Origin of the sequence: Phenylobacterium sp. (assembly GCF_036495085.1) — a bacterium.
GTDB lineage: Bacteria > Pseudomonadota > Alphaproteobacteria > Caulobacterales > Caulobacteraceae > Phenylobacterium.
On sequence record NZ_DASXNL010000112.1, the window covers coordinates 1 to 17,503 of the forward strand.

The window sequence follows — 17,503 nt, forward strand, 5'->3', positions numbered from 1 at the left end:
CCGGGCCGATATTTTCAGCCGGTCCGGGAGGGCGCCAGGCCCAGGCGTTCCGGTTCAACGGCTGGGGCGGCAAGTACGCTCTGGAACACGACGACACGGTCGCCGCCCAGATCGCCGAGGCGTCAGCGACGCCGCTGGTCGCGCACGATTTCATCCTGGAGGGCGGCGCTGTCGACCACGACGGCGAAGGCACCGTGCTGACCACCGGCCAGTGCGTGCTCAACGCCAATCGAAACAGGGGGTGGACGGAGGATGTCGCCGAGCAGGCCCTCTCCATGGCGCTCGGCGCGAAGAAGGTGCTCTGGCTGGGAGATGGTCTCGTCAACGATCATACCGATGGCCACGTGGACAACCTGGCCCGCTTCGTAGCGCCAGGTGTCGTCGCCTGCCCCCTTGCCTGGGGGCGCGGCGACCCGAACGCGACGGCCTACGATGATGCGGCCAGGCGGCTTGCCGGGATGACGGACGCTGCAGGACGAAGACTGAAGGTGATGCGCATACCCTCGCCGGGATGGATCGACGGACCGAAGAAGGACGCCGCGCCCGCGAGCCACATGAACTTCCTGATCGCCAACCAGGCCGTTCTCGTGCCCATCTACGCTGAAGAGCCTGGCCGTTTCGCGGTTCAGGCGCTGGAGCATCTGTTTCCCGGTCGTGCGGTCATCGGCCTCCCGTCGCGGGCGATCCTCTCGGGCGGCGGATCCTTCCACTGCATCACTCAGCAGGAGCCCGCCTGATGGCCCGCCCCGAGACGCGAAAAGTCACCGTCGCGGCGATCCAGGCAAGCTTTGGGATGGACCTCGACGCCAATATCGCCCGCACCGCCGAACTGATCCGCGATGCGGCGGGCAAGGGCGCCCAGGTGATCCTGCCGCCTGAGCTGTTCCAGGGTCCCTACTTCTGCGTCGCCCAGGAGGAGCAGTGGTTTGCGCGCGCCCATCCGTGGCGGGAGCATCCTTGCGTCAAAGCCCTTGCGCCCCTGGCGCAGGAGCTCGGCGTCGTGCTGCCGATTTCGATCTTCGAGCGCGAGGGACCGCACTATTTCAACAGCCTGGTGATGGCCGACGCCGACGGATCACTGCCCGGCGTCTACCGCAAGAGCCATATCCCTGACGGACCGGGCTACATGGAGAAGTACTACTTCCGGCCCGGCGACACGGGCTTTCGGATCTGGGACACGCGGTTCGGACGGCTGGGCGTCGGTATCTGCTGGGATCAGTGGTATCCGGAAGCTGCGCGGGCCATGGCCTTGATGGGCGCTGAGGTTCTGCTCTACCCCACCGCCATCGGCTCGGAGCCGCACGATCCGACGCTGGACACCGCCGCGCCGTGGCGCAGGGCGATGCAGGGCCACGCCGTCTCGAATGTGATCCCGGTGGTGGGGGCCAATCGCACCGGCTTCGAACCCTGGGACAACTATCCGAACGGCGGCCAGCTGTTCTACGGCTCGAGCTTCATCTCCGATCATCGAGGCGACCTGGCTGCGGCCTTCGGGCGGGAAGACGAAGGCGTGCTGGTCGCGCAATTCGATCTCGATTTCCTCGCCACCCATCGCGCCGCCTGGGGTTTCTTCCGCGACCGCCGGCCCGATCTCTACGGCGCGCTGACCCAGCCCCGGCCCCAATGAGGCGTGAGCCGTGATCGAAACCGACCGGCTCATATTGCGCCCGCCGCAGGATCACGATCGCGAAGCGCTGGCGTCGATCAACGGTGATCGGCGGGTCGGCGAGTGGCTGGCCTCGACGCTCAGCCGCGAGGAAAGCGATGCGCTGGTCGATCGCGTCTGCGCCCACATCGCCGATCACGGCTGGGGATTCTGGGCGGTCGAACGCAAGCTGGACCGGGCCGTCATCGGCATGTGCGGCCTGATCTCAATGCACGACGACCTGCCGCCGGGGCCGGCGGTGGAAGTGGGCTGGCGGTTTTCGCCGGAGACCTGGGGGCAGGGCTATGCGAGCGAGGCCGCTCGCGCTGCGCTCGACTGGGGGTTCGCCGAACTGAAGCTCGCCGAGATCATCGCCATCACGGCTCGGACCAACCTGCGCTCTCAGGCCGTGATGCGGCGCATCGGCATGACAGCGGAGCCCTGGCGCGATTTCCAACATCCGAGGCTCGCGCAGGGCCACTCCTTGCGTGAGCACGTGCTCTTCTCGGCGCGGCGGCCTTAAGCTCCGGCGAACTCCTTGCGCCGTTCCTGGGTTATGCTGGTTCAACCGCCAACGAGGTCGCCGTCATGGACGCCAAGACCGAAACGCTAACGCCTGCCGCCGAAATCGCCCGCCGCAGCCCGGTGCGCTTTCCCAACGAAAGCGCCGAATACCGCGCCGCGCGCACCGCGCTCTTGGCCGAGGAACTGGAGCTGCGCCGGCATCTCGAGCGCGTCGCCGCCCAGAGGCGCGCGCTTCCGCCAGGCGGCGAGGTGCGTGGCGGCTACAGCTTCGAAGGCGAAAGCGGCCCGTCCGACTTCGCCGGCCTGTTCGGCGATAAGGACACGCTGGGCGTCTACAGCTTCATGTTCGGTCCGCAGCGTGAACGGCCGTGCCCGATGTGCACCGCCCTCTTGGGCCCCTTGGACGGCAACGCGCGCGACCTTGCCCAGCGCATGTCGCTTGTGGTTGTCGCCCGCTCGCCCATTGAGCGTCTTGTCGCCTTCAAGAAGGAGCGCGGCTGGCAGGCGCTCAGGCTCTACAGCGACCTGAACGACGCCTATTCGAAAGCCTATGTCGGCCTGCTGCCCGACGGCTCGGAAATCCCGGCTTTCAACGTCTTCACCCGGCGCGACGGGACCATCCGCCATTTCTGGGGCGGCGAGATGACCGGCGACTCCGCCGACCCCGGCCAGGATCCCCGCGGCGCCCCCGACCTCGTCCCGCTGTGGAACTTCCTGGACATGACGCCGCAGGGCCGGGGGTCGGACTGGTACCCGTCGCTGGACTACGGCCCGAAATAGCCCGTCAGGCGCGCAGCACGGTCTTGCCATTCTTGATGACCGTCGCGTTGCGTTCCTTCACCCGAGCTTCGAAGGAAATCACATTTGCGTCCTTCCAGAGGTCGACGGTGATGACGTCGCCTGGGAACACCGGGGCTGAGAAGCGCGCCTGGTGACTGGCGATCTGGTCGGGGTCGTAGCCGGTGATCGCCTGCAGAACGGCGCGGCATGTGATCCCATAGGTGCAGAGCCCATGCAGGATCGGGCGCGGAAAGCCTGAGCGCTTGGCGCTCTCGGGGTCTGAGTGCAGCGGGTTGCGGTCGCCGTTCAGGCGATAGAGCAGGGCCTGGTCTTCCCGCGTGGAGATATCCACCGACAGGTCGGCCTTGCGGGCGGGGATCTCGTGGGGCTCGGGTTGGCCCTCGGAGGGGCCGCCGAAACCTCCGTCGCCGCGCGCGAAGGTCGAGCCCGTGAGCGTTGCGACCTTCTCCCCGGCCTCGTCTGTCCAAACGGTCTCATTGACGATCACCGCGCCCTTGTCCTTGCCCTTGTCGAAGGCGCCGATGGTGCGGCTCTGGGCGGTGAAGGTGCCGCTCGTCGGGAGCGGCCGGTGCAGCTCAACCTTCTGTTCGCCGTGGACCACCATCAAGTAGTTGATCTGGCTGGGGCGGTGGCCGGGCTTCTGCCCGATCTGGTCGGCGCCCCTGGCTGGGCGGCCCATGGCCGAGGCCAGGACAGTCGCCGCCGTGGGAATCACCTTGAGGTTCCGCTCGTAGGTGAACGCCAGTTCGCGTTCGTCCATCGGGTCGCGGCTCATGCCCACGCCCAGGGCGTAGAGCATCACGTCCTTGTCGCCGTACGTGAAGGTGCGCGCCGCTGTCTTCTGGTCGAGGATGTCGGGGTAAAAAATGGGCATGAATATTCCTCCGGCTTATGTGCTGGCTCTTCCCCCAAGCTTGGGCGGCCAATTGAATATGGAGCGATCAAAGCCCCACGCCGGAAGCTGCGCAAGCGGCCACCGGCCGCATTTGCGGGCCGGGGTCTGATCGGCTAGAAGCGGCGACTTCCCGCCGGGCGCGCTCTTCGCCCGTGCGGTCCTCCACGCTTCACCCGAAGGCGCTTCATGACGACCACCGCCCAGCCCGGCCTCGGCCAGATCACCGGCAACGTACTCTTCTATTCCCAGCCCGAGCCGCTCTCGCCGGAAATGCACGGCAAGATGGGCGTGAAGAGCATGGACGGCCCGTTTGGCTTCGCGAAGCCCGGCCACGCCATCCCGCTGACCGTCGGCGAGTTCCCGCTGGCCGCTGTGACCGGGCCGATCATCTTCGTGGGCGACGAGAAGATGCCTATCTCTGTGATGGGCTTGAACGCCGGCGACAACATGTTCCTGCGCGACGACGGCTTGTTCGAACCGGGCGCGTACATTCCGGCCTATATTCGCCGCTATCCGTTCGTGTTCGCCAACGACGAGGGCGCCAAGCAAATGGTGCTTTGCATCGACCGCGGCGCGGAATTCGTTGTCGATAAGGGGTACGACCAGCCGTTCTTCGAGGCCGACGGGCAGCCGAGCCAGTACACCAAGAACTGCATCGAGTTCTGCAACAACTTCGAGATCGAACGGCAGCGGACGGCAAGCTTCGTCCAGCTCCTCAAGGACCTCGATCTGTTCGAAACAAAGACGGCGTCCTTCACGCCCACCAGCCCCGACGGAACGCAAGGCGAGCCCCAGAAGATCGCCGAGTATTTCGGCGTCTCCGAAGAGAAGCTGAACGCCCTGCCCGCCGATAAGCTGGCCGAGATCCGTAACAACGGTGCGCTGCCGCAGATCTACGCCCATCTGGTGTCGCTGGTCGGCTGGGACCGTCTGGTGGCGCTGGCGTTGGCCCGGGCCCCTGCCGCGCCGCAAGCTGCGAACGCCTAGGGCGCAAATCCCTCCCCAGCGCGCAGCGCGCCTGGGGGAGGGCCGCCTTGGGGGTGCGCCCGTCGGTTTCGGCGGACCCTTCGTCGTTCAGCGCGCGAACACGCTGCGTGTCAGGCACGAGAACACCAGGCGTCCGGCCTCGTCCAGCAGGTCGTGCTGGGCGATGACGATGCCCTTGCCGTCCCCCACCGGGTCCTTGGCCATGATCGTCATGCGCCCGCGCAGCAGCTCTCCGGCCGGCGGGTTGCGCACCCAGCGCAGGGCGTCGACGCCCAGGCGCTTGGTCTGCGGCCAGTCGGTGTGGGCCAGAGCGTCTAATCTGGCCCAGATCGCATAGACCATGGCGTCGGGCGCGCCGCGTTCCGTGGCCCAGCCCGGCGTAAATGCGGAGACGAAGCCCGCAAGCACCTCAGCCTCCACCGCCGCTGCGCCCAGCGAGACCACCTGGCCGATCTGGATGTTGTCGAAGGAGGCTGGCACTGCGGGCAGATCCCTTGAATAGCGGCGCGGCGAGGGGACAGGGTGATGATGGCCGTGCGCCGCCGGGGAAGTCGAGCTTTTGCGCCTTTCGTCGCCCTATTTTGCCTTGGCGGCCAAGGCACGCCATATAACCGCCAGTTCGGCGGGGATTGGTAAGACGATGATACGGTTGCTGGCAGGCGTGCTTATGGCGCTTGGAACGCTGGCGATCGGCGCTCCGGCGCTGGCCCAGGCGGGACCCGCGCGTCACGTGACCGCCGAGTTGGTGTCCTCGCGGCAAGGGATCGCCCCTGGCGAGACGATCCACGTGGCGCTGCGCCAGCAGATCCAGAAGGGCTGGCACACCTACTGGCGCAACTCGGGCGACAGCGGCGAGGCGACGCGGATAAAGTGGGAGCTGCCGGCGGGCTGGCGAACGTCCGACATCATCTGGCCAGCGCCGAGGCGCCTGCCGGTCGGTCCCCTCATGAACTACGGCTATGAGGGCGATGTGCTGTTACCGGTCGCGCTCACGGCGCCGGCGAGCGCCCGGCCAGGCGAAAAGGTAAGCCTGAACGCGAGAGCCTCCTTCCTTGTGTGCGCTGAAATCTGCGTGCCCGAGGATGCCGATCTCAGCCTGACCCTGCCCGTGACCGCGACCTCCGCGCCGCAGGACCCGAAATGGGGCGACCAGATCGAAGTGGTGCTCACGGCCGCGCCGAAGCCCGCGGCGCTCGCCGCAGCGTTCCAGCCCAGACCGAATGGTGTGGCGCTTGCTGTCACCGGCGCGGTGCTGAAGGGCGCGGACCTGGCCGACGCCTATTTCTATCCCTTCGAATCCACCGTCATCGATCATGCCGCCCGGCAGGCGATCGAACGCGGCCCCGAGGGGCTGACCCTGACGCTTGCCCCGGGGTACGGCTTCCAGGGGGGACGTGCGCCGCAGGTCCTGGCAGGCGTCCTGGCTTTGGATGGCAAGGCCTATGAAATCGCAGCGACACCTGGCGCGCCGCCACCGGGCGCCTCGGGCCTCGGCCCACCGCCCGCCAAGGGCGCAGGCGTGTCCAACCTCGGCCTGGCTGCCGCGGCGTTATTCGCGCTGCTCGGCGGGTTGATCCTCAACCTCATGCCCTGCGTCTTTCCCATACTGGCCATGAAGGCCGCCTCGCTGGCCGGCCACGGCGGCGAACGGGCGGAGGCGCGGCGGCAGGGGCTGGCGTTCGGCGCCGGATCGGTCCTCACCTTCGTCATCCTTGCGGCTGGCCTGATCGCGCTGAAGGCGGCGGGCTCGGCGATCGGCTGGGGCTTCCAACTGCAATCGCCACCCGTCGTGGCGGTGCTGGCGCTGGTGATGCTGGCCGTAGCGCTGAACCTGTCAGGCCTGTTCGAGGTGGGAACCTCTCTCCAGGGCGCGGGCTCCGGCCTCGCCAGCCGTGGGGGGACACTCGGAGCCTTCTTCACCGGCGTATTGGCGGTGGTCGTGGCCGCGCCCTGCACAGCGCCCTTCATGGGCCCTGCGCTCGGCTGGGCTCTGACCCAGACACCTGCCGCGGCGCTGGTCGTCTTCCTGGCGCTGGGGACCGGCTTCGCCGCGCCCTTCGTGCTTGTCTCCTTCGCGCCGGGCCTGCTTTCGCGCCTGCCGCGCCCGGGGCCCTGGATGGAGCTGTTCCGCAAGGCGCTGGCCTTCCCGATGTACGGGGCCGCTGCGTGGCTAGCCTGGGTGCTGGCTCAGCAGGCCGGCGCCGAGGATCTCGCCAAGCTGTTTGCAGCAGCGGTGGTCGTGGCGTTCTCCGCCTGGCTTCTGGGCCTTGCCCAGCGGCGCGCGGCCGCCGGCGGCCGAGCCCGCGGGCTCGCCGTGGGCGCCGGCCTATTTTCGGCGCTTGCCCTGGCCGCGGTCGTGTGGCCGCAGGACAAGGCCGCCGAGCTGAAGGCCGAGCCCTACAGTCCCGCCCGTGTGGCCCAGCTGCGCGCCGCAGGCCGGCCGGTATTCATCAACTACACCGCAGCTTGGTGTGTCTCCTGCCAGGTCAACGACAAGGTGGCGCTCTCCACCCATGCTGTGGCATCCGCCTTCGATCGCCATAAGGTCGCCTACTTAAAGGCCGACTGGACAAAGCGAGATGCGACCATCGCCGCTGAACTGGCCAGTCACGGACGGGCGGGCGTCCCGCTCTACCTCGTCTATGGAATCCACGGCGGCGAGGGCGTTATCCTCCCGTCGATCCTGACGCCGGACATCGTGGTCAAGGCGGTGGAGGCGGCGGATCGATCCTAGAACGCCACGGCTCAGCAGAAGGGAGCCCGCCGATGAACATTTTCTCACGCCGCACGGTTCTCGCCGCGACCATGTCGCTTGGCCTCGCCGCGCCGGCCTTCGCCTTGCCGCAACTCGGCCAGCCCGCGCCTGACTTCAAGGCCCTGGACGCGCAAGGCCACGAGCGGTCGCTCTCCGAATTCTCGGGAAGGCCTGTGGTGCTGGAGTGGACCAATTCGGGCTGCCCCTACGTCGGCAAGCACTATGAATCCGGCACGATGCAGTCCCTTCAGAAAAAAGAGACGGCCGACGGCGTCGTCTGGCTGACGGTTTCGTCATCGGCGCCTGACACGCAGGGCTATTTCACCGCGCCGACTGCGCGATCGTGGGCGGCCAAGGAGCGTTGGTCTGGCACCGCCATCCTGCTCGACAGCGCAGGCAAGATCGGCCGCGAGTACGGCGCGAAGAACACGCCGCACATGTTCGTCATCGATAAGACGGGTCGCATCGCCTACATGGGCGGCATCGACGACCGCCCCTACGCCGATCCGGCGAGCCTGAAGGGCGCCAAGCCCTACGTGGCCCTGGCGCTGGCCGACCTGAAAGCCGGCCGTCCGGTGGCGACGCCGATCTCAAAGCCCTATGGCTGCAGTGTGAAGTACAACTCCGCCGACTAGCGACGAAGGGACGAGCGCTTGCCAGACCTGACCGCCGCCTGGGAGCGCCTGAAGGACGCGGCCGCGGCCGCCCACGGGCGGCGCATTGTTTCCCTGTTCGACACCGAGCCGGATCGGCTGGCGCGGCTCAGCCTGACGGCCGTCGGGCTGGAGCTCGATCTTTCCAAGCAGCCATGGTCGCTGGCCGATGTCGACGTCGCGTTGGGGTTGGCTGAGGCTGGCGAGGTGGACGCCGCACGTCAGCGGCTGTTCGGCGGCGAGGTCGTGAACGCCTCGGAAGGCCGCCCGGCCCTGCACATGGCGCTACGCGCGCCCAAGGGCTCGGCGTTCAAGGCTCAGGGCGAGCCGGTTTCGGCCGAGGTGGACGCCACGCGAGCGCGGATGGCGGAGTTTGCGCAGGACGTGCGCTCTGGCGCCCTGAAGGGCGCGACGGGCAAGCGGTTCGGCTCCCTGGTCCACATCGGCATCGGCGGCTCGGATTTCGGGCCGCGGCTCGTCTGGGAGGCGTTGCGGCCGCTCGCGCCGCAGATCGAGGTGCGGTTCGCCGCCAACGTCGATCCCGCCGAGTTGGCTTTCGCACTTGCAGGCCTGGATCCGGCCGAAACCTTGGTTGTGGTGGTCTCCAAGACCTTCACGACCCAGGAGACCATGACCAACGCCGCGACGGCGCGCGCCTGGCTGCGGGCGGCTTTGGGACCGGCAGGCGATGCGCACCTGGTGGCGGTTTCGACCGCGCTCGATCACGTGAAGGCCTTCGGTGTGCCGGACCGCCAGGTATTCGGCTTCCGCGACTGGGTGGGTGGCCGCTATTCGGTGTGGTCGGCGGTGGGGCTTTCATGCGTCATCGGTCTGGGCCCCGACGCCTTCGAGGCCTTCCTGGCGGGCGGCGCGGCCATGGACGACCACTTTCTTAAGGCGCCGGCTGCTGAGAATGCGCCGGTGATGCTGGCGCTGGCCCACGTCTTCAACCGCAATGGCCTGGGGCGGCCGGTGCGCGCGGTCGTGCCCTACGCCCAGCGGCTGCATCTGCTGCCGAACTTCCTGCAGCAGCTGGAGATGGAATCGAACGGCAAGCGGGTGACGGCGGACGGCCGTCCCGTAGCGCAAGCCACGGCCTCCGCCGTGTTCGGCGACGCCGGAACCAATGTGCAACACGCTTTCTTCCAGCTGATGCACCAAGGGACCGACATCATTCCGACTGACATCATCGCCGTGCGGCAGGCGACAGAAGGCGATTCGGCGGCGCAGCAGATCCTGCTGGCCAACGCCGTAGCCCAGGCCGAGGCGCTGATGGTCGGGCGCTCAGAGGCCGACGTGCGCGCCGAATTGACGGCTGAGGGAATGGCTGAGACGCAGCTCGCCACGCTCGCCCCTCAACGCACCTTCCCGGGTGACCGGCCCTCAGCTTTCATCCTGATGGATTGCCTGACTCCGGAGCGGCTCGGTGCGCTTCTGGCGCTCTACGAGCACAAGACCTTTGTCGAAGGCGTTCTTTGGAGAATCGACAGCTTCGACCAATGGGGTGTGGAGCTGGGCAAGACCTTGGCTAGCCGGGTGCTGTCCGAGCTTGAGGGCGGTCCGCCCGGCGTCCACGACCCCTCGACGTCACGACTTATCGGGAAACTCAAGGCATGAGCGCGCCGAAGGTCCGTGTGTTCGACAACCTGCTCGCCCCGCCCGACCAGGCCGCGGTTTGGAACTTCTTGAACCAGCCGGGATGGGCCTATGGCGGATTTTCGGCCGAAGGGCCGGACGCAGACCGGTATTTTTACAAGCATTTCGCAGGCTACCGGAAGGATGGGCGTGAGGCGCGCGAGGCAGTCTCGATCGAAACTGAATTGGCGCAGACCGCGCCGCTCCTGGCCGACGTCTGGGCCGCGCTGAAGAAGGGCCCGCTGGGCGGTCAGGCGCTGTCACGGTGCTACGCCAACGGTATGGCAGGCGGGATCGAAGGCGGCCTGCACCTCGATTCCACGATAGAAAGCCATCTTACGGCGATCTACTACGCCCACCCGGCCTGGAGCCCGAACTTCGGGGGCGAGACGATCCTGTTCAACGAGACGGGCGACGAGATCATCGCGGCCATCTACCCCAAGCCCAATCGGCTGGCGGTGTTCGCGGGTACGATCCCGCATGTGGCGCGGCCGATGTCGCGGCGCCGCGCGGAGCTGCGCATCACCCTGATGTTCAAGACCATGCCGCCAAACGAGGGCGGCGCGTGACTCGCTTTGTTCACGAAGCTCCGGTATAGCCCCGGCCCCATGAGCGGCGCCGCGCATCATCACGGTCACCATCACCATCCGACCCTGGCGGGTTCGGCTTGGGATCGCTCGGCCCTGACAGCCTAGCCGACGCGACCCTCCCCGAGCCCCGCTTCCGCGGACGGGGCTCGCTGACATCCAGCTCCGTCCGTCGCTTCCCTCACCAGGACCCAGACGATGGACAACCCAACTTCTCCAATCACTTCCTTGAGCGCAGACGCCGCAACCGGTAAGCGCGAGCCCATGACCTTAGAGCCCGCCCGCCCCGAAGCCCGAGCCCCGCGAGGCTTCATCGATCGACGCGCCCGCGACCTGACCGCAGAGCGGAAGATCCTGGCTGCGGTAGCGGAGGTCTATGAACGTTACGGCTTCGAGGCGTTGGAGACGGGAGCATTCGAATATGCCGATGCGCTCGGCAAATTCCTGCCCGACGCCGACCGGCCGAACGAGGGCGTCTTCGCCCTGCAGGACGACGACGAGCAATGGATGGCGCTGCGCTACGACCTGACCGCGCCGCTCGCCCGCTTCGCCGCCCAGAACTGGGAGACCCTGCCCAAACCCTTCCGCCGCTATGCCTTCGGACCGGTATGGCGCAACGAGAAGCCCGGGCCGGGACGTTACCGCGAATTCGTGCAGTGCGACGCCGACACGGTGGGCTCGGCGCGACCGGAAGCTGACGCGGAGATCATCGCCATGGCCGTGGCGGGGCTGGAGGCCGCGGGCCTCCCGGCCGGCTCGGCGGTGGTGAAGATCAACAATAGGAAGCTGCTCAACGGGCTGATGACCGCCGCCGGCGTCACCAGCGAGGTGCAGAAGCTGGTGGTGCTGCGCGCGGTGGATAAGCTCGACCGGCTCGGTCCTGATGGCGTGCGGCTCTTGCTGGGCGAGGGCCGAAAGGATGAATCCGGCGACTTCACCAAGGGCGCGGGCCTGAACGCTGCGGCGGCCGAAAGGGTCCTGGCCTTTACCGCCGCCGGCGCAGGCGGGCGAAGCGAGACACTGGACAAGCTGGCCGGTGTAATCGGCGGTTCGGCGGAGGGCGACGAGGGCCTCGCGGAATTGGCCGCGATCGACCGCGCGCTCAGCGGGCTCGGTGTCGCAGCGGACCGAGCCGCCTTCGACCCCTCGGTGGTCCGTGGACTGGAGTACTACACCGGCGCAGTGTTCGAAGCGGAGTTGCTTCTTCAGACGACGGACGAACGTGGCCAGCCGATGAGGTTCGGTTCGATCGGCGGCGGCGGGCGCTATGACGACCTTGTGGCCAGGTTCACCGGCGAGCGGACGCCTGCGACGGGGTTCTCCTTCGGCGTCACACGACTGGCGGCGGCGCTGAAGGCGGCCGGACGCGATCTGGCGGCCGATGCTCGCGGGCCGGTCGTGGTGCTGGTGCTCGAGCAGGCGCGGATGGCTGACTACATGGCCGTGGCCGGCGAGCTGCGGACCGCCGGAATCGCCGCCGAGGTCTATCTGGGAACCTCAGGCATGCGGCCGCAGATGAAGTACGCCGACCGCCGGCTCTCTCCGGCCGCGGTTATTATCGGCGGCGACGAGTTCGCTGCAGGCACGGTGACGCTGAAGGACCTCGATCTTGGCCGCGCGCTTGCCTCGGGCGTCACCGACAACGCCGCATGGCGGGCCGAGCGTCCGGGGCAGATGAGCGTGCCACGCGCCGAGCTTGTCGCGGCGGTGCGCAGAATAGTGGACGCCCAGCTGTGAGGGTCGAGCCGCCTGTTCCGGCCCAGACCCTGTCGGCGATCCGCGCTGCGCTGACCGCCGCAGGCGCCACGCCCGTGGATGCACCAATCCTGCAGCCGCTAAGCCTGCTCATCGATCTTGCCGGCGAAGCCATGCGTGCGCGGTTGTTCGTGGTGCAGGCGGAGGGGGGGGCGGAGGCCTGTCTGCGGCCCGACTTCACTGTGGCCGTGGCGCGGCAGCATATCGAGGGCGGGTCGAACGCCGGGCGCTACGTCTACGAAGGTCCCGCCTTTCGGTCTGCGACCGAGGGTGACCGGCCGGAAGAGTTCGTGCAGTTGGGCGTCGAGCTGTTCGCGCCGCAGGGCGGATCGAAGGTCGAGGCCGACGCTGAGATAGCGGCCCTGGCGTGGCGTGCAGCGGCAGCTGGCGGCCGCGAGGACCTGACGCTGTGGCTTGGAGACGTGGGCCTGTTCGCAGCCTTCATCGAGTCGCTGGCGCTTTCGGACGGGCTGGCCGCCCGACTGAAGCGCATGGCGGGGCGACCGCGGCTTCTGAATGCGGAATTGGCGCGCGCCGGCGAGGTCCGGGCCGAGGCCGGCGGCGGCCAGCTGGCGGCAATGCTCTCGGGCCTTTCCGAAGCGCAGGCGGCGAACCTGTTGGAGGAGGTCTGGGCGCTGGCGGGAGTCGAGCCAGTCGGCGGGCGTGGGCCGGGAGAGATCGCCGCGCGCCTGGTTCGTCGCGCCGAGGCCGCCGCCCAGCCGTCCCTGACCGAGAAGCAGGCGAGCGCTGTGCGGGCTTTCATGGCGATCGCCGAGGCGCCGGCAACCGGGCTGAAACAGGTCCGTGCGCTCGCGGGCAGTACACGGGCCTTGGATGGCGCCCTTGCCGAGTGGGATGCGCGCTTGGCGATGCTGGCGGAGATCCCGGCCGAGCGTCTGCGCTTCGCACCCGCTCTGGGCCACGCATTCGACTACTACGACGGCCTGACTTTCGAAGTGCGCAGCGCGGGACTGGGTGACGACCGGCCGGTCGCCTCGGGCGGGCGCTATGACGGACTTCTTGCGCGCCTCGGCGCGGCGGGGGACGCGCGCGCGGTCGGCTGCGTCGTGCGGCCATGGCGCGCCTTCGCGGGAGGCGAGGCATGAGTGAACCCCTGATCATCGCTGTCCCCTCGAAGGGCCGGTTGAAAGAGCAGGTCGAGGCCTGGCTCGCCGACTGCGGGCTTGATCTGGCGGTAAGCGGAGGCGCGCGCGGGTACCTGGCCGGCCTCAAAGGTCTGCCCAACGCCCAGGTTCGGCTGTTGTCCGCTTCCGACATTGCTGATGCGCTTGGCGCGGGCGAGGCGCACCTGGGCGTCACCGGCGAGGATCTGCTGCGCGAGCGGGGTGATCTGGCCAGCCGGGTGTTGCTGCTGCGGGCGCTGGGTTTTGGCCGCGCCGACCTGGTGGTGGCCACGCCCAAGAGCTGGCTTGACGTGGACACTATGGCCGATCTCGAGGAGGTGGCGCACGACTACCTGGCGCGCACCGGCAGGCGAATGCGGGTGGCGACCAAATACCTCGTCCAGACCCGCGCCTTCTTCGCGCGCCACGGGGTGGTCGACTACCGTATCACCGAATCGGGCGGCGCTACCGAGGGGGCTCCGGCGGCCGGCGCGGCGGAGTTGATCGTCGATATAACCACCACAGGGGCGACGCTCGCGGCCAATGGCCTGAAGGTCCTCTCGGACGGGGTGATCCTAAAGAGCCAGGCTCAGCTGACGGCGAGCCTTAAGGCCCAATGGAGCGATGGGCAGCTGACGAGCGCCGAGCGCATGTTGCGGGCGATCGAGGCCCGCGCGTCGGCCCTGACCAGCGCCAGCCTGGTCTGGCCGGCGACCGGGAACGGCGCGGAGGCCGCGGTCGTCGATCGCTTGACCGCCGAGGGCGCTTCGCGCCGACCGAATGGTCTCCTGATCGAGGCGGGCCGCTCGGCGGAGGCAGCGGCGAGGCTCACGGCGGCGGGGCTCGGACCTGTGACAGTTTCGCAACCCGACTTCGTATTTGAAGTCGACTGTCCGCCATTCGCAGACCTAAAACACCGAGTTCTTTGACGGTGGTGTCAAAAGACGGTGTAAAATTGCGAGCGGTCGCGAAAAACTGATCCCGCCCTGCCTGTCAAAGCCGTAGAGGCCCGTTGACTCGGGCAGGAAATTGCCGTTCCTTTGCCTGGCGAGAGACACGAAGGCGAAAGACCTTTGATCTCCGGCGTTTCGGGGAGGAAACGCCCGCTCTATTTTTAGAGCGACTGCTCAAAATAAGGCCCGTTGCGATTATCCCCCGCAGCGGGCCAAATTTTTGGCCGAACGCATTTTGACCAATTTATCAAAATTACCAGATCCGGACGCGGTCCACCGGCGCCAGGTACATCTTGTCGCCCGCCTTAAGCCCGAAGGCCGCGTAGAAGGCGTCGATGTTGCGCATCGGAACGTCGACGCGGGCCCGTTCGGGGGCGTGAGGGTCGGAGACCAGCTGCCGGCGCAGGGCGTCATCGCGCGTGCGCGCCCGCCAGACCTGAGCCCATCCCATAAACACCCGCTGGTCGCCCGTCAGTCCGTCGATCACCGGAGGCGGCTGGCCGTGCAGCGAGGCGTGGTAGGCGTCCAGCGCCAGTAACAGTCCGCCGAGGTCGGCGATGTTCTCGCCCATGGTCAGGTCGCCGTTGATCTTCGCCCCCGGCAGAACCTCGAAGGACGCATACTGCGCCCCCAGCCGCTTGGCCTGGGCTTCGAACTTGGCGGCGTCCTCCGAGGTCCACCAGTCGGTGAGCTTGCCTGAGGCGTCGTAACGCCTGCCGCTATCGTCAAAGCCGTGGGTGAGTTCGTGGCCGATTACCGCGCCGACGCCGCCATAGTTTATCGCCATGTCGCCGTCGGGATCGAAGAACGGGGGCTGCAGGATGGCGGCCGGGAAGACGATCTCGTTTCCAACGGGGTTATAGTAGGCGTTGATGGTCGGGGGCGTCATGCCCCACTCGGACTTGTCGACAGGGCCGCCGAGGCGGCCGACGCGGAAGTCCCAGTCGAAGTCCACCGCGCGCTTCACGTCGCCGTAGAGATCGCCCTCCTTGATCGCGAGGCCGGAATAGTCGCGCCACTTGTCCGGATAGGCGATCTTGACGGTGACGGCCGCGAGCTTCTCCTGGGCCTTGGCCTTGGTGGCGGGGCTCATCCAGTCCAGATTTTCGATTCGGGCCTTCATGGCCGAACGGATGTCGCCGACCAGCGCCACCATCTTGGCCTTGCTCTCCGGCGGGAAGTAGGCCTGCACGTAGATCTTTCCTAGCGCCTCGCCGATCTGGGCGTCGACAAGGCCGACGCCGCGCTTCCATCGCGGCAGCTGGGCCTTGGTGCCGTTGAGGGTTGCGCTGCGGAAGTCGTAGTGCGCCTGGTCAAACGCCCTGGAGAGATAGGGCGCTGCCTGGTCGACGAGCGTGAAGGCCTGCCAGGCCTTGAGCGTCTCCACGGGCGTGCGGGCAAAGATCTCCGCAATCTTCGGAAACGCAGACTTTTCCTGGACGACCACATAGTCGGCCTTGGCGAGGCCCGCGCCCTGCATAAACGACGACCAGTCGAAGCCCGGCGCAAGTTCCCCCACCTTGGCGGTGGGGTAGCGGTTGTACATGGCGTTGTCGTCGCGCTGCTGGGCCGGCGTCCAGGAGACCTTGGCGATTTCGGTCTCCATTGCGACGATCGCCTTGGCGTTCGCCTGCGGGTCTGGCCATCTGGCCAAGGCGAGCAGCTTGGCGACATAGGTCTCGTACTTGGCCTTTTGCTCCGCGAAAGCGGGTTCGAGATAGTAGTCGCGGTCGGGGAGCCCCAGGCCCGCCTGACTGAGGTAGACGACGTAGTGGTCGGGGTCCTTGGCGTCCGGGGTGACCTGGGCGCTGAACACGCTGCCTCCGAACGCATGCTGCGAGACGCCCATGCCTCGGGCGACGTCGCGGCGCGACGTCTCTTTTCGGATGTCGGACAGGTCGTCGGCCATGGGCCTGGCGCCCAGGGCCTCGACTCTCGCCTCGTCCATGAACGAGCGGTAAAGGCCCCCCACCTGCCCGCGCTCGCCGGTGGCGGCCCTGTCCGTGGCGGCCTTGTCGACCACGGCGTGCATACGGCTCTGCGAAAGTTCGTTCAGCCTGTCAAAGGCGCCGTAACGCGAACGCTCGGCGGGAATGTCGAGGCTCTTGAGGTAGCCGCCGTTGGCGTACTGAAAGAAATCCTGCCCCGGCGGAATGGTGGTGTCCCGGCCGGAAAGATCAAAGCCCCAGCTTCCCATCCGCGGCGCCTTCGAGAGGTCTGCGGCTACGGTGACGGGCTTGGTCTGCGCCAGAGCGGGACCAGCCGCGATAAGCGCGGCCGCCGCGGCGGCGGACAGCCAAAAGGTCTTCATATGAAGGAGCTCACGAAGGTTGATGCCGGGCCGACAATGCGCCGCGCGGCGTACCTTCACGTGTTACTTTTTGGTCAGAAACGTGGCCGGCCGAAGCGCCCTGATCAGTGGGGCATGCCGGTCATGCCGGGCGGTCCCATGCCGGCGCTGACGGCGAAGGCGACCTTGAGCTTTGCGCCGCTCGCAAAACTGAGCGTCGCCGGCGCCTGGTCGCCGGGCTTCAGCGTCCGGGTCAGGCCAATCAACATCAGGTGGTAGGCGCCGGGCCCGAACGTGGTCCGGCCGGCCGCCGGCACCGGCGCGGTGTCCACCTTCTGCATGGACATGATCCCGCCGGCCATCGACGTCGAATGGATTTCGACGCGGCTCGCCACCGGGCTTTCGACCTTCACCAGGGCGTCGGCCGCGCCACCATGGTTGGCGATGACCATATAGCCGACGGCGTTTGTCCCGGCGACCGCTGGGCGGGTCCACGGCTGCACCACTTCGAGCGTCCCGGCTGCGTAGGCGGCGAGCGGCGAGGCGATGGCCGCGATGGCGGCGGCCGGCAGGAGGGATTTCGGCAGGGATGTCATCGAAGCGAGCCTCAGTACGCGAAACTGAATTCCATCAACGCCGAGCGCTGCGGGAATATGTGGAAGACGAAGTAATTGCCGTCGGTCAGGGTATCGATCCCAAGCGCCGCCGACCAATGGCGGTCGATACGCCAGGTGGCGCGCGCGTCGACGAGGAAATACCCTCGAAACCCTGGTGGGTGGGCCGATGATGTCACAATTTTGGATCGCGCCGTAGACGCGGTCGCTATATCAGGCGGCAGCGCTCAGCGTCAGGCGCTCGCTCGCCTGCCACGTCGCAATCGCCGTCCAGCATAGGCGCG

Annotated in this window: 17 protein-coding genes; 12 read left to right on the plus strand and 5 right to left on the minus strand. The window is 67.6% G+C overall.

The window, feature by feature from the left end:
- From VGI62_RS13200 to VGI62_RS13215, 4 genes are all read left to right on the plus strand, one after another.
- Window positions 1-737 (plus strand): agmatine deiminase family protein (locus VGI62_RS13200; RefSeq protein ID WP_331504958.1); only part of this gene is annotated, 737 nt, incomplete at its 5' end.
- Window positions 737-1,627, plus strand: coding sequence for an N-carbamoylputrescine amidase (aguB, locus tag VGI62_RS13205; protein WP_331504959.1), 891 nt, complete (start codon window positions 737-739; stop codon window positions 1,625-1,627). The genes VGI62_RS13200 and aguB, both read left to right, overlap by 1 nt.
- Window positions 1,628-1,637: 10 nt before the next feature.
- Entirely contained in the window at window positions 1,638-2,168 is a 531-nt protein-coding gene (locus VGI62_RS13210) for a GNAT family N-acetyltransferase (protein WP_331504960.1), read from the plus strand.
- Window positions 2,169-2,233: 65 nt separating this feature from the next.
- Window positions 2,234-2,950, plus strand: a complete 717-nt coding sequence (locus tag VGI62_RS13215; RefSeq protein WP_331504961.1) for a DUF899 family protein — start codon at window positions 2,234-2,236, stop codon at window positions 2,948-2,950.
- A 4-nt stretch (window positions 2,951-2,954) separates the two neighbouring features.
- Here the strand turns inward: VGI62_RS13215 and VGI62_RS13220 are convergent, their stop codons facing one another.
- Window positions 2,955-3,845, minus strand: coding sequence for a MaoC/PaaZ C-terminal domain-containing protein (locus tag VGI62_RS13220; protein ID WP_331504962.1), 891 nt, complete (start codon window positions 3,843-3,845; stop codon window positions 2,955-2,957).
- Window positions 3,846-4,052: 207 nt separating this feature from the next.
- Between VGI62_RS13220 and VGI62_RS13225 the strand changes: the two genes are divergently transcribed.
- Window positions 4,053-4,853 (plus strand): SapC family protein, encoded by an 801-nt coding sequence (locus tag VGI62_RS13225; protein WP_331504963.1) that lies wholly within the window; start codon window positions 4,053-4,055, stop codon window positions 4,851-4,853.
- Between the two features lie 87 nt (window positions 4,854-4,940).
- Here the strand turns inward: VGI62_RS13225 and VGI62_RS13230 are convergent, their stop codons facing one another.
- Window positions 4,941-5,333, minus strand: coding sequence for an acyl dehydratase (locus VGI62_RS13230; protein ID WP_331504964.1), 393 nt, complete (start codon window positions 5,331-5,333; stop codon window positions 4,941-4,943).
- A gap of 160 nt (window positions 5,334-5,493) precedes the next feature.
- Here VGI62_RS13230 and VGI62_RS13235 point away from each other — a divergent pair, with 160 nt between their 5' ends.
- The 7 genes from VGI62_RS13235 (at window position 5,494) to hisG (ending at window position 14,291) form a co-directional block, all read left to right on the plus strand.
- A complete protein-coding gene (locus tag VGI62_RS13235; protein WP_331504965.1) occupies window positions 5,494-7,587 on the plus strand; it encodes a protein-disulfide reductase DsbD family protein in 2,094 nt (697 codons plus the stop codon).
- Between the two features lie 32 nt (window positions 7,588-7,619).
- Complete coding sequence (locus VGI62_RS13240) at window positions 7,620-8,243, plus strand: thioredoxin family protein (protein ID WP_331504966.1); 624 nt, start codon at window positions 7,620-7,622, stop codon at window positions 8,241-8,243.
- Window positions 8,244-8,261: 18 nt separating this feature from the next.
- Entirely contained in the window at window positions 8,262-9,878 is a 1,617-nt protein-coding gene (gene pgi / locus VGI62_RS13245) for a glucose-6-phosphate isomerase (RefSeq protein WP_331504967.1), read from the plus strand.
- Entirely contained in the window at window positions 9,875-10,465 is a 591-nt protein-coding gene (locus VGI62_RS13250; protein ID WP_331504968.1) for a 2OG-Fe(II) oxygenase, read from the plus strand. Before pgi ends, VGI62_RS13250 begins: the two co-directional genes overlap by 4 nt.
- Before the next feature lie 282 nt (window positions 10,466-10,747).
- Window positions 10,748-12,220, plus strand: a complete 1,473-nt coding sequence (gene hisS, locus VGI62_RS13255; protein ID WP_331504969.1) for a histidine--tRNA ligase — start codon at window positions 10,748-10,750, stop codon at window positions 12,218-12,220.
- Window positions 12,217-13,344, plus strand: coding sequence for an ATP phosphoribosyltransferase regulatory subunit (locus tag VGI62_RS13260; RefSeq protein WP_331504970.1), 1,128 nt, complete (start codon window positions 12,217-12,219; stop codon window positions 13,342-13,344). The genes hisS and VGI62_RS13260 overlap by 4 nt, the downstream gene beginning before the upstream one ends.
- The gene (gene hisG, locus VGI62_RS13265; RefSeq protein WP_331504971.1) at window positions 13,341-14,291 is read left to right on the plus strand and encodes an ATP phosphoribosyltransferase; all 951 of its coding nucleotides are present in this window, start codon (window positions 13,341-13,343) and stop codon (window positions 14,289-14,291) included. The genes VGI62_RS13260 and hisG overlap by 4 nt, the downstream gene beginning before the upstream one ends.
- A gap of 277 nt (window positions 14,292-14,568) precedes the next feature.
- On the opposite strand, the gene VGI62_RS13270 is transcribed toward hisG, so the two are convergent.
- The 3 genes from VGI62_RS13270 to VGI62_RS13280 form a co-directional block, all read right to left on the minus strand.
- Window positions 14,569-16,626, minus strand: coding sequence for a M13 family metallopeptidase (locus VGI62_RS13270; protein WP_331504972.1), 2,058 nt, complete (start codon window positions 16,624-16,626; stop codon window positions 14,569-14,571).
- 104 nt (window positions 16,627-16,730) lie between these two features.
- Entirely contained in the window at window positions 16,731-17,201 is a 471-nt protein-coding gene (locus tag VGI62_RS13275) for a copper chaperone PCu(A)C (protein ID WP_331504973.1), read from the minus strand.
- Between the two features lie 11 nt (window positions 17,202-17,212).
- Complete coding sequence (locus VGI62_RS13280) at window positions 17,213-17,398, minus strand: hypothetical protein (protein WP_331504974.1); 186 nt, start codon at window positions 17,396-17,398, stop codon at window positions 17,213-17,215.
- Window positions 17,399-17,503: the final 105 nt, after the last annotated feature.